Here is an 11,882-nt window from a genome sequence, read left to right as displayed (position 1 = left end):
GGGCGATGTTACGCACCTGCGAAGTCAGATTCGACGCCATGAAATTGACGTTGTCCGTCAGGTCCTTCCACACCCCCGACACGTCCTTCACATGCGCCTGACCACCGAGCATGCCGTCGGTACCCACCTCACGGGCCACCCGCGTGACCTCGTCCGCGAACGCCGACAACTGATCCACCATCGCGTTCACCGTGCTCATGAGCTGGCGAATCTCGCCGCGCGCGTCCACCGTGATCTTCTGGCTGAGGTCGCCGCGCACCACCGCCGTGGTCACCTGGGCGATGCTGCGGACCTGGGAGGTGAGGTTCGATGCCATCAGGTTGACGTTGTTCGTCAGGTCCTTCCACACCCCCGACACGTCCCTGACATGCGCCTGACCACCGAGCATGCCGTCGGTACCCACCTCACGGGCCACCCGCGTGACCTCGTCCGCGAACGCCGACAACTGATCCACCATCGTGTTCACGGTGAGCTTCAGCTCCAGCAGCTCCCCGGCGGTCTCCGCCGTCACCTTGCGGGTCAGGTCGCCGCTGGCCACCGCGGTGGTCACGGCGGCGATGTCACGCACCTGCCGGGTCAGCCGCGAGGCCATGGTGTTGACCGCTTCGGTCACCCCGCGCCACGAGCCGGACAGCCCCCGCACACTCGCGCGACCGCCGAGCCGGCCCTCGGTGCCCACCTCGTGCGCCACCCGCATCACCTCGCTGGTGAAGGTGGAGAGGTGGTCCACCACACGGTTGAGCCCCACTCCCAGACTGCGCAGCTCGCCGTGGAGCTGCCGGGTACCGACCCGCAGCTCCATGTGCTGGTTCAGGTCACCCTCCGCCACCGCCTCCAGCACCCGGGTGGCGTTCGTCATCGGCACGGCGAGGGCGTCGAGCAGGTCGTTCGCGTCGCGCACCGTCTGGGCCCAGTCCCCCTCCCCGGTGCTGGCCGAGATCCGCTCGTCCAGTACGCCTTTCCGCGCCACCACGCCCCGTACCCGCTGCATTTCCGACGCGAGGTGTTCGTTGCGGGCGGCCACCCGGTTGAACGCCTCGGCCAGCTCGCCCAGGACGCCGTCGTCGTCCTCCGGCACGCGTGCCGAGAAGTCGCCGTCGCGCAGCGACCTGAGCGCGGTCAGGAGCGGGCGCAGCTCGGCGCCGGCCCTCGGTTGTTTCGCACGGTCCTCCATGGCGGCCCATCCCTGCACGTTCCCGCACGGCCCCTGCCGGGTCAGATCCTCCGGGACCCTCACTTCGAGAGGTTTTGTCCATTATATTGGAATTTGTTCTCGTGAGATTCCGGACGTCCGGAAGCCCCTCTCCCGGGACACCGGCAGTCGCACAGGAAGATCAGACAGGCAGGAGCCATTCGTGCAGGCGGTCTCTGCGGACAGGCCCGGCACGCGGGACGGACCCGGCACCCGCACGGAACTCCCGACCAGCCGGCGGGCGCCGGCCCGCGCCCGTGCCCTCGTACGAGGCGTGATCACCGAGCGGGCACTGGCGACCTCCTCGCTGGGTCCGGCCACCGAGCAGCTCGCGAACGATGCCGCGCTGCTGGCCGGCGAGCTGGTCACCAATGCGCTGATCCACGCCGGTACCTCGATGGAACTGGTCTGCGAGGTGGAGACGGACCCGGACACGGACAACGCGCTGACCGGCGTACGGGTCGAGGTCTACGACCGGCAGCCGACGGCCACCGTGCCGGGCGCCGCCGACGGGGCGGGCAGCGGTCGCGGGCTGGGACTCCAGATCGTGTCGACCCTCGCCGACTCCTGGGGGATCATCTACCGGCACACCGAGAAGGCGGTGTGGTGCCGCCTCGCCTGCGCGACGCCGGGTGAGGCGAAGGTGCCGGTCGGGCCGCTCAGCCCGGCGCTCTACCAGCAACTCCAGGCCACGGAGCTGGCACACCCCCTCCCGCGCACGGAGTACCGCGGCCAGGCAGGCGTGGGGGGCCGCGGCGGGACGCTGCTCGCCGAGGCCAGCGAGCTGCTGGCCGGGCAACTCGACGAGACCATGGTCACCGCCCTGGCCACCCAGCTCATGGTGCCCCGGCTCGCCGACTGGTGCGCCGTCTGGCTGCTCGAAGAGGACGGCTCCATGCGGCTCAGCAGCGTCTGGCACGTGGACGAGGAACGCATCGGCCCGCTCCGCCGCGACCTGGAACACGATGCGCCGGAGCCGAAACTGTCGACCACGGGCACACCCTGGCCGTGGCCGCAGAGCGCCGGCACGGACGGGGGCGGGTCGGCGCTGGCGTTCTCCCTGGTCTCCGGCGGGGTGTACCGGGGCACGCTGCTGATAGGGCAGGCCGGACCGCCCGAGATCACCGATTCCGTGGCCCACATCGTGGAGGACGTCTCCCGCCAGGTCGCCCAGGCTCTCGTCACCGCCCGCCAGTACACCCGCCAGCGGAGCATCAGCCGGGCCCTCCAGCGCCGGCAGCTCCCGTCCACGCTGGGCAGGCTGCCCGGAATGGAATCGGCGATCGTCTACGAGCCCCACGCCAGCGGGCAGACCGTCGGGGGCGACTTCTACGACCTCTTCCCCACGGGTGACGGCCGTTGGTGCTTCCTGCTGGGCGATGTGCAGGGCAAGGACGTCGAGGCGATGTCGGTGACCGGCCTGACCCGCCACCTGGTGAGGCTGCTCGCCCGTGAGGGCCACGGCGTGGAGTCCGTGCTGCGCTGGCTGAACGCGATGATGGCGGAGGACGCCGCGGAAGCGGTGAGCGCCGGCGGGGAAGGGGCGCGGCCCCGCTTCCTCAGCATGGTCTACGGGGAGCTGATCCCCGACCCGAGCGCCGGCGGCGCCCAGTGCCGCCTCGCCAGCGCCGGCCATCCGCTGCCGCTGCGGATGACCGCCGAGGGGGAGGTGGGCTCGGTGGTCCGCTCCCAACTGCTGCTCGGCATCGACGAGGACGCCGAGTTCACCGCCGACACCTTCCGGCTGGCCCCCGGCGACACCCTGCTGTGCGTCACCGACGGCGTCACCGAGCGCCGTGACGGGCAGCGGCTCCTCGACGACGGGAACGGTCTCGCCGACATCCTGCGTGGCTGCGCGGGCATGGGTGCCATGGCGGTGGCCGAACGGGTCCGCCAGGCCACCCACGATTTCAGCCCCGACCCGGTGGAGGACGATCTCGCCGTGGTGGTGCTGCACGCGGAGCCCCCTGCGCGATGAGCGCCGGGCGACCGGGACCGCACCCGCGCCCGGGCCGGGCGGGGAGGGCGAGCACGGCTCTTCGGAGCCGGCCGCGGACGGCGAGGTGTTCCGCCCGGCCGCCGACCACGCGCTCACGGCGCCGGCGGCCCTCCCGCGGGCGCTTCGCCCGTCTCGTGCCCGGCCGGGTGGACGTCGATACCGTCGCCCGCGGCGATCAGCCCCGCGTAGCCGTTGACGTGCTGCGGGGCGATGCCGGGCGCGTTGCCGAGGACTTCTCCGGTGCGGGCGTCCCGCACCGCGAGCCCGCCCTCCACGTCGAGGTAGAGGCGGTCCTTGTACGAGGCGGTGACCTCGCCCTCCCACGTGCGGGACGGGAGCTGCCACAGGACCTCGCCCGTTGCGGTGTCCAGGCCGACCGCTCCGCCCTGCCCCGCGCCCCCGTCGTCCTTCTCACCGTTCGATGTGAGGACCGCTGTCGTGCCGCCCTCGCTCTCCCAGCAGGACATCCCACTGACCAGACCGTCGTCGCGCGTGTGGGTGACGTCGCCGGTGCCCGGTTCGAGGAGCCGCGGGCCCCGGTCGTCGTCGAAGTCCTCGAACGCCAGCCACGGGCCGCAGGGAGCGATCGAGGCGTACGTCGAGATGTCCTCGCTCCACGTGCGTTCGCCGTCGGACAGCCTTGCCCCCAGCAGGCGTATACCGCCGCCTTCCGGGAACGTCATGCCGGCCAGCTCGCCGCCGGAGCCCGCCATGGCGAGGAAGTCGTCCTCCTGCCACAGGAGCGCCGGCCCGTCGAGGTCGATGCCCAGCGAGCCCAGCATGTCATCGCCCTTCGCCACTTGGACGACCGCTTTGCCGTCGTGGGCGTGGAGCACCGGCGCGGAGAGCTTCTCGGTGCTCTCGTCCGCAAGGACCTCGGGCTCGACGAGCAGCCCCCACAGCCGCTCGCCCGTCTCGGCGTTCGCCGCCACGATCTCCACCGCCAGGTCCTGCCGTTCCCCCCGGACGGGTACGGCCGCGACGACGGCCGGGGCGCCGCCTATCCGGGTGCAGCGGCCAGGGCACGCGAGGAGAGTGCCATACCTGTGCTCATGCGGTTTCGTCTTCCCCGTACGCTCTCGTGCCACGACGCCGCGACGGCTGGTTGCCCCGGCCAGCGTAGCGAGCGCCCTTGAACAGAAACTTGATGACATCTGACAGGGCCGGTGAGGGCCCGCCGTCCGCCCTGCAGCAGCCGCAGGTAGGTCATCTCGTCAGCCTTCTTCCCGCGCGCGTGCGTGCGTCCCCCGGCCCCCGGCCGGCGGTCGATCCGCTTCCCCCACCTCACAGTCGGGCCGGCGGCCGGCCGGGGCGCACTCCACGCCGCCGCACCAGATGCGGCGGATGCTCCGGGTGGCGCGGATGTCGGCGAGCGGGTCGCCGTCGAGGAGAATCAGGTCGGCGCGGAGTCCCGGCTCGACCGCACCGCGGTCGGTCAGGCCGAAAGTCCGGGCGGCCAGGCCCGTTGCGGCCCGGAGCGCCTCGGCGGTGGTCAGCCCGGCGTCGACCAGCAACTCCAGCTCGTGGTGGAGGCTGGTGCCGCCGTCGGGCCGGAAGGGCACGCCGGCCGTGTCGTTGGTGTCGGTGCCGGCGACGACGGGAACACCGGCCTGCCGGAGCAGAGCGACGCTCCGGCCGGTACCCGCGTAAGCCTCCGGCCGGCCGACCGCCGCCGCGACGCCCTCCATCATGGTGAGGGTGGGGACCACGGTGCAGCCGCCGGACGCGATCCGGGCCACGGCCGCGGGTGTGAGAGGTGCGCCGAGCGGGAGGTGGGTGAGGACGTCCGCGCCGGCGTCGAGTGCCTGGAGAACCGCCTCCTGGGACGTCGCGTGCACCACGGTCCGGACGTTGTGCGCGTGCGCCGCACGGACCAGGGCCGTGACGGTCTGCTGGTCCGGCCCGCCTTCGCCCGGGTCGGCCACGATCTTGATGTAGTCGCTGCCCTCGGCGAGCCGTGCGGCCACGAACGGCTCGGCCTGGCCGGGGTGGTTCACCACGGCGTCGGCGGGCATGTCGGGGATGCGCGCGTGCAGCCCGCCGGGACCGATGGCCGGGATGCCCGCACTGCGCACGCCGGCCCCGCGCGCTGCACGGCGCAAGGCGGCCGTCCGCTGCGGGGGGTAGCTCGACATGTCCAGCGCGGTGGTGACGCCGTAGGAGCAGAGCCTGGCCGCCGTCTGCCGGCCGCCGAGGTGGACGTGCGCGTCGATCAGACCCGGCAGCAGCACCCCGCCGTCGGCCTCGACGACCTCGCCTCCGTCCTGGCCGGCGCCGTGGCCGGTGCCGATCACGCCGTCGGCGATCGCGACGGTACGCGGCTCCGACAGCTTTTCGCCGTCGAAGACCCGGACTCCGGTGAGGGTGACTCGATCGCTCATGGCTTTCCTGCCTTCTTCCGCCTCGGCACGTGCGTGTGCGTGGGTGCTGGTAGGGGGATCGGTCTGGAGCGGTGAGGCGTGCGGGAGGACCACCACAGTGCGGTCAACGCCGCCAGTGCGGTGGTGAACGCGGCGTAGCCGATGCCGCTGCGGCCCGCCAGCCCGTAGCCGAGCGAGCCGACGAATCCCCCGGTGCTGATGCCGAGGTAGATGGTGCTCTGGTGCAGGCCGAGGAGCACGGGGGCCGACTCGGGAGCGATGGCGACGAGCCGCATCTGCTGTGGAACGTTCACCATCCAGTGCAGCATGGCCCAGGCGCCGACACACAGCAGAGCCGACGGCATGCCGGCCGCCGCCAGCGGGACCACCAGGACCGCCACGGTCAGTCCCGGAGCCACGACCGCGATCGTGAGGTCCGGGCCGAAGCGGTCCGCCAGCCGTCCGGCGAGCAGGTTGCCGACGACGGCGCCGGCGCCGAAGACGAGCAGCGCGGGGAACTGGCGGTCGGGGTCGCCTCCGGTGGCCCGAAGCAGCACCTCGTCGATGAAGTTGTAGACCGTCCAGCTCGCGGTCAGGCACAGCCAGGTCGCCAGCAGCGTGGCGAGCACCTTCCGGTCGCGCAGCGGTGCGACCCGCTTGGCGAGGGGCACCGCGGGGGAACCGGCGATCGCCGGCAGCAGCCGGATCGCGGCCATCGGCAGCACCGCGACAAGAGAGAGGAGACCGAGCACGAGCCGCCAACCGGTCGCGCCGCCCAGCCACGCGCCGAGCGGGAGGCCGAGCACGATCGCCGTCGTCAGCCCTCCCACGACCACGGCCACGGCGCGCCCCTGCCGGTCGCCCGGAGCCAGCCGGCGCGCGACCGCGAGTGCGTTGGCGGTGTAGACGCCGGCGCCCGCACCGGCGAGCACGCGCGCCGCGACCGCACCCGGGAAGTTCGCGGCGACCGCGGTCAGGCCGTTGCCGATGCCGAACACGGCCAGCGCCGCGAACAGCAGCGCGCGCGGCGGCCTGTGCCCGGCGAGCGCGGTGAGCACGGGACCGCCGAGTGCGTAGGCGAGCGCGTACGCCACGACGAGCTGCGCGGCGGCCGTCCGGCCGACGTCCAGGTCCGCGCCGATGTCCCCGAGCATCGGCGCGATGACGAACGTCGAGACCCCGACAACGAAGTTGCCGGAGGCGAGTGTGAACAGCTTCGCGCTCACAGGAACCTCCCACGCCGTCACGGCAGATGAGCACCGTCCAGACAGTTGAAATCTTCAATCAAATCCTCAGCGTAGCTCACTGGTTGAAATCTTCAACTGTTACCCTGGCGCCATGGGTGGCACGCGGTGGCTGGACGACGCTCAGCAGCGCTCCTGGCGCTCCTACGTGGAGGGGTCGGCGCTCCTGGTGGACGTGCGCGACCGACGGCTGCGCAGCCGTCACCACCTCTCGCTCGCCGACTTCGAGATCCTCATGCGACTGTCCGAGGCGCCCGGGGGCCGCATGCGCATGGCCGAACTCGCCGAGGTGTCGTACTACTCGCGCAGCCGGCTCTCCCACACGGTCGCCCGGCTGGAGGCCCGCCTGCTCGTCCGGCGTTGCGACGACGAAGGCGACAGGCGCGGTGTGGTCGCGTCGCTGACCGAGACCGGGCAAGCGCTGCTGGTCAGGGCGGCCAGGGACAACGTGGAGACCGTGCGGGAGCACTTCGTTGACCTGCTCAGCCCGGCCGATCTGGAGACGATCGGCCGGGCCTTCCGGACCGTGGCGGACAGCATCCACCGATCCGCCGGCGAACCGGACGAACCACCCGCCGCCCCGGGTGGCCGCGCCACGTCCGGGAACAAGTAGCCGCCGCCGGCTCCTCGTCCGCATGCCCGGCCCCGGCCATCGTCGGCGGCCCCGTACCTCGCGGGAGGTGCCGCGGCGTCAGGACGACCGGCCGCGTACGCGACGGGCACTGCACGCCGAGGGCATCGGGGACCTGGCCGTCGATGACCCCGGCCGGGGACGGCTGGGGGAGGCCGCGGCGAGCGCGGGCCTGCGCGTCCACCCGGTGCCCGTGGACCGCGACGGCCTGCGCGCGGACGACCTCGCGCGCACACCCGCGGGACGGTGCGGTCCGCCGCCGCGGCGGCACTGCGCGTGGCGGACTCGACGACTGCCGCACGAAGCCGTCCGCGGACCGGGCCCTCGTCCTCGGGTACGGCGACAAAGAGATCGCTCCGGCCGTCGCGCTCCTCCGCGAGGTACTGCGCTGACCCGTCCGGCGGCCCCGGCTGCGTGTGTGGTCCGGTCGGTTGCCCCGTCTTTGGCCCTGGCGGGCACGCGGCGGCCGGCCCAGGGTGAGCGTCATGGAGGACAACGCCGAGGACCCGTCCGGCGTGCTGGGACGGCCGGGTCCGCTGGATGCGGGTACCGAAGCGGGAGCCCGGCTTCTCACCCGGGCCGTCGACCTGCTCGCCCGGCACGCGGAAGAGGTCGCCGAAGGCCCCGTGGCGCCCGCCGAGCCGGGCACCGACCGGATCCGCGCGTGGCTGGCCGGCCACGACTTCGCCGGCCCGCGCCCGGCGGGCGAGGTGCTGGCGGAGGTGACGGCGGCGCTGCGGCGCTGGGGGGTACACGCCACACACCCGCGCTACCTGGGCCTGTTCGTCCCCACGCCCACGTGGTGGGGCGTCGCGGGCGAACTGGTCGCCGCCGGTGTCAACCCGCAGCTCGCCGCCTACGGACACGCCCCGGCCGCCGTCGAGATCGAACGGCACGTGCTGCGCTTCCTCGCCGCCCGCCTGGGCCTGCCGCCCGCCGTGGACGGCAGCTTCACCACCGGCGGCGCCGAGGCCAACCTCACCGCCGTCGTCGTCGCCCTGACCCGGCGCTTCCCCGCCTACCCGGAGTCCGGGCTCACCGCCCTGCCGGGGCAGCCGGTGCTCTACGCCTCGGCGGAGAGCCACCTCGCCTGGCTGAAGATCGCGCACATCACCGGACTCGGCCGGCGCGCCGTGCGGCTCGTCCCGGTCGACACCGCGGGCCGGCTCGACCTCACCCGGCTGCGCGCGCTGTACGACGAGGACACCGCGGCGGGGCGGGTGCCGTTCCTCCTCGTGGGCACCGCGGGCACCACCGGGGGCGGCGCCGTGGACCCGCTGCCGAAGCTGGCGCGGCTCGCCGCGGCATGGGGCCTGCACTTCCACGTGGACGCCGCCTGGGCCGGGGCGGTGGCGCTGTCGGACCGGCTTCGCCCGCTGCTCGCGGGCGTGGAACGGGCCGACAGCGTCACCGTCGACGCGCACAAGTGGCTCTCCGCCCCCATGGGGGCGGGCGTGTTCCTCACCCCGCACCCCGGCGCCCTGGCCGGCAGCTTCACGGTGAGGACCGCGTACATGCCCCCGGACAGCGACGCGGCGCCGGACCCGTACCTCACCGGCGTGCAGTGGTCGCGCCGGTTCGCCGGGCTGAAGGTGTTCCTGGCGCTGGCCGCGGCCGGCCGGGACGCCTTCGCCCGGCAGGTGGAGCGCGACACCGAGCTGGGGAGCCTGCTCGCCCGCCGGCTGGCCGAGGAGGGCTGGCCACGGGTCAACGACTCCCCGCTGCCGGTGGTGTGCGTCGCCGATCCCGGCGCGGAGGCGCTCGGCCCCGAGCGCAGCGAGGCGTGGCACGCCGGGGTCGTCGCGCACGTCGTGCGCGGCGGGCGGGCCTGGATCAGCCGCGTACGACTCGACGGCCGCCCCGCGATCCGGCTGTGCATCACCAGCCACCGCACGCGCGCCCACGACATCGAGACCGCGGTGGCCGCACTCGGAGAGGCGCGTGCGGCCACGCCGTACCAGGGGGACCCGCGGGATCGTCTCCGGCCGTGCCCGTGAGTGGTCCCCCGGGCGATGCGCTACGCCGGTACCGCTAGATCACTTCCCGGAGTACGTCGTCCACCGGGGTGGCGCTCACCCCGAGCACCTTCTCGGTCTCGGAGTAGTCGACGACGAACGGGTGGCCGGGCTTGGTGAGCACTTCGTGCATCTCCCCCCAGAACGGCTCCGTGAGTCCGAGCAGGGTCAGGTCGCGTTCGGTCAGCACCTCCAGCCGCGGCGCTGGTGCCCCGGTGAGTCCGGCGAGCCGCACGGCCAGTTCCCGTACCGACAGCGTCGAGGTGGGCGCGTGCCAGGCCCGTCCGAAGGCGCGCGCGTCGCGGCTCACGGCGACCAGGGTGCGTGCGGTGTCGCCGATCGCGGAGTAGCTGTGCGGCAGGTCGAGTTCCTGCGGTACCAGGGCAAGCCTGCCCTCCATGACCTGCCGCTGCACCATGAGGCTGAACACCGAGAAGGCTCCGGCGCCGTAGAACTGGCCGGCCCGCACCTCGGTCACCGTCACTCCCGAGGCGACGGCCTCCTCCCACACCCGTGCCCTGGCCCGGCCCTTGGGTCCGGTCGCCGCCAGCGGGGAGTCCGGTGTGAGCGGTCCGCTCACCGGCCCGTAGGCGTAGAGGTTGCCGAGCATGACGTAGGCGGCCCCGGTCCGCGTCACCGCCCGCAGAAGGGACGCCGACAGTATCGGAAACTGCTCGGGCCACAGGTGGTAGGGCGGGGCCGCGGTGGTGAACAGCGTGTCCGCGCCCTCGCTCAGTTCCGTCAGCCGGTCGGTGTCGGTCGCGTCCGCGGCCACCCTCTCGACGAGCGGGTGGTCGGGACCGCCGCCGGTCCTGCTGACCATCCGCACCCGCTCCCCGTCCTCGGCCAGCAGCAGCGCGGTCCTGGACGCGGTGGCACCGCGCCCGACGATCACATGAGTTGTCATGCCGGAGACGATGCCGCCCGGCGGCGACGTAGAGTAGTGGCTGGAATGACAGACATCCGGAGGATCAGGCCATGCATCGTGTTGCCACGGTGGTCGTGCAGCCCGTACTGAGCTTCGACGTGTCGATCCCCCTGATGGTGTTCCACAGCACCACGCACTACGACGTGCAGGTCTGTGCCGCACGCCCCGGGCCGATGGCGACGGCAGGCGGGCCCGACATCGTCGTGCCGTACGGGCTGGAGGCGCTGGAGGGCGCCGACACGGTGATCGCCGTCGGCAGCGGCGGCGAACAGGCGCCCGCGGAAGTCCTCGACGCGCTGCGGAAGGCGGCGGCCCGCGGTGCGCGGATCGCGTCCCTGTGCACGGGAGCCTTCGTACTGGCCCAGGCCGGCCTGCTCGACGGCCGCCGCGCGACGACCCACTGGGGACTGGCCGGCGAACTCGCCACCCGCTTCCCGGCCGTCGACGTGCAGCCCGACCTTCTCTTCGTCGAGGACGGCGGCATGTACACCTCGGCGGGCGCCGCGGCCGCGATCGATCTGTGCCTGCACCTGGTCCGGGTCGACTACGGCGCGGCGGTCGCCAACGCGGTCGCCCGGCGCGCGGTCGTCCCCCCGGTGCGGCCGGGCGGTCAGTCCCAGTTCATCGAGACGCCCCTGCCGCACGACCGCGGCACCTCACTCGCCGCCACCCGCGCCTGGGCGCTCGAACACCTCGATCGTCCGATGACCCTTGCGGACCTGGCCGGCCATGCGAAGACCAGCGTGCGCACCCTGACACGCCGCTTCCGTGCCGAGACCGGGCTGAGCCCGCTCCAGTGGCTGCTGCAACGGCGTATCCACCGGGCGCGGGAACTGCTGGAGACCACCGAGCTGCCCATGGATCAGGTGGCCCGGCAGAGCGGAATGGGAAGCGCGGACTCCCTCCGCAAGCACATGGCCGGGCACGTCGGGCTCACACCCACGGCCTACCGCGCCGGCTTCAACCGGGCCGGCACGGGCGGCCGGTGAGGCGCACGCCATGGTCGCCGGGTCCCTCACCCGCCTGACCGGGGACGCCGGCACGTACACGGGAACGGGCGGGTTCACCCGGTGGTGAGTGAGGGCTCCGCGGGCGCGGGTTCCCGCCGGATCTCCGTCACGTGCGTCAGTGACGTCCCGGTCCCGGTACCCGCCGCCGGCGGAACTCTCGGGCACGACCGTGCCCGGCTATTCGTAGTACCGATGCCGCTCCTCGACAACGGCTTCCGTGGGCGGGACGGCCGTACGTCGCCGCCGCTGGACACTGGAGATGACGACCAGCCCGACGAAGCCGGCGAGCATCATGATCCAGCCCATCACCTGGACATCCAGACCCTTGACACTCCAGTCGGTGGCGAAGGCGAGGATGCCCCCCGCGGCCATCAGGAGAATGCTGCCGCCAAGTCCCATGAGGCTGACCTCCGTTCATGGCGTCGAGTGTGTTGCTGCCGCGTCCGGGTACCCAGACGGGACCGGGTCATGCACCGCCCGCCGGCTCGACGGTCGGCGTACCG

General features: G+C 73.1%; 10 protein-coding genes. 4 read left to right on the top strand and 6 right to left on the bottom strand.

All coding sequences use genetic code 11. The annotated features are described in order from the left end of the window. Positions 1 to 1,174, bottom strand: a 1,174-nt coding sequence (locus I003_RS34015; RefSeq protein WP_037722277.1) for a HAMP domain-containing protein, incomplete at its 3' end; no start/stop codon positions are given. 181 nt (positions 1,175 to 1,355) lie between these two features. On the opposite strand from I003_RS34015, the gene I003_RS0130180 reads away from it, so the two are divergent. Beyond that, positions 1,356 to 3,170 (top strand): SpoIIE family protein phosphatase, encoded by a 1,815-nt coding sequence (locus I003_RS0130180; protein ID WP_027774828.1) that lies wholly within the window; start codon positions 1,356 to 1,358, stop codon positions 3,168 to 3,170. Positions 3,171 to 3,283: 113 nt separating this feature from the next. Here the strand turns inward: I003_RS0130180 and I003_RS0130175 are convergent, their stop codons facing one another. From I003_RS0130175 to I003_RS34005, 3 genes are all read right to left on the bottom strand, one after another. Then, a complete protein-coding gene (locus I003_RS0130175; RefSeq protein WP_027774827.1) occupies positions 3,284 to 4,132 on the bottom strand; it encodes a hypothetical protein in 849 nt (282 codons plus the stop codon). Between the two features lie 273 nt (positions 4,133 to 4,405). After that, complete coding sequence (locus I003_RS34010; protein WP_078564591.1) at positions 4,406 to 5,572, bottom strand: amidohydrolase family protein; 1,167 nt, start codon at positions 5,570 to 5,572, stop codon at positions 4,406 to 4,408. After that, positions 5,569 to 6,777, bottom strand: coding sequence for an MFS transporter (locus I003_RS34005; protein ID WP_051368663.1), 1,209 nt, complete (start codon positions 6,775 to 6,777; stop codon positions 5,569 to 5,571). Before I003_RS34005 ends, I003_RS34010 begins: the two co-directional genes overlap by 4 nt. 112 nt (positions 6,778 to 6,889) lie before the next feature. Between I003_RS34005 and I003_RS34000 the strand changes: the two genes are divergently transcribed. Further along, on the top strand, positions 6,890 to 7,408 hold the full coding sequence (locus I003_RS34000) for a MarR family transcriptional regulator (RefSeq protein WP_078564587.1): 519 nt from the start codon (positions 6,890 to 6,892) through the stop codon (positions 7,406 to 7,408). A 503-nt stretch (positions 7,409 to 7,911) separates the two neighbouring features. Then, positions 7,912 to 9,423, top strand: coding sequence for a pyridoxal-dependent decarboxylase (locus I003_RS33995; RefSeq protein ID WP_051368661.1), 1,512 nt, complete (start codon positions 7,912 to 7,914; stop codon positions 9,421 to 9,423). 34 nt (positions 9,424 to 9,457) lie between these two features. Here the strand turns inward: I003_RS33995 and I003_RS0130145 are convergent, their stop codons facing one another. Next, on the bottom strand, positions 9,458 to 10,348 hold the full coding sequence (locus I003_RS0130145) for an NAD-dependent epimerase (RefSeq protein ID WP_027774825.1): 891 nt from the start codon (positions 10,346 to 10,348) through the stop codon (positions 9,458 to 9,460). A gap of 71 nt (positions 10,349 to 10,419) precedes the next feature. Here I003_RS0130145 and I003_RS0130140 point away from each other — a divergent pair, with 71 nt between their 5' ends. Beyond that, positions 10,420 to 11,358, top strand: coding sequence for a helix-turn-helix domain-containing protein (locus tag I003_RS0130140; protein WP_027774824.1), 939 nt, complete (start codon positions 10,420 to 10,422; stop codon positions 11,356 to 11,358). 198 nt (positions 11,359 to 11,556) lie between these two features. Here the strand turns inward: I003_RS0130140 and I003_RS0130135 are convergent, their stop codons facing one another. Beyond that, positions 11,557 to 11,778: a DUF6458 family protein gene (locus I003_RS0130135; protein WP_027774823.1), complete on the bottom strand. Its 222-nt coding sequence runs from the start codon at positions 11,776 to 11,778 to the stop codon at positions 11,557 to 11,559. Positions 11,779 to 11,882 lie beyond the last annotated feature (104 nt).

The organism is Streptomyces sp. CNQ329 (assembly GCF_000482585.1).
Note: the sequence above shows the minus strand (reverse complement) of the source record. Positions and strands in the feature narration are given on the sequence as shown.

Excerpts from the sequence above, each read along its gene's own strand:
- I003_RS0130135 (WP_027774823.1), bottom strand. The coding sequence starts at position 11,778 with ATGGGACTTGGCGGCAGCATTCTCCTGATGGCCGCGGGGGGCATCCTC.
- I003_RS0130140 (WP_027774824.1), top strand. The coding sequence starts at position 10,420 with ATGCATCGTGTTGCCACGGTGGTCGTGCAGCCCGTACTGAGCTTCGAC.
- I003_RS0130145 (WP_027774825.1), bottom strand. The coding sequence starts at position 10,348 with ATGACAACTCATGTGATCGTCGGGCGCGGTGCCACCGCGTCCAGGACC.
- I003_RS33995 (WP_051368661.1), top strand. The coding sequence starts at position 7,912 with ATGGAGGACAACGCCGAGGACCCGTCCGGCGTGCTGGGACGGCCGGGT.
- I003_RS34010 (WP_078564591.1), bottom strand. The coding sequence starts at position 5,572 with ATGAGCGATCGAGTCACCCTCACCGGAGTCCGGGTCTTCGACGGCGAA.
- I003_RS34000 (WP_078564587.1), top strand. The coding sequence starts at position 6,890 with ATGGGTGGCACGCGGTGGCTGGACGACGCTCAGCAGCGCTCCTGGCGC.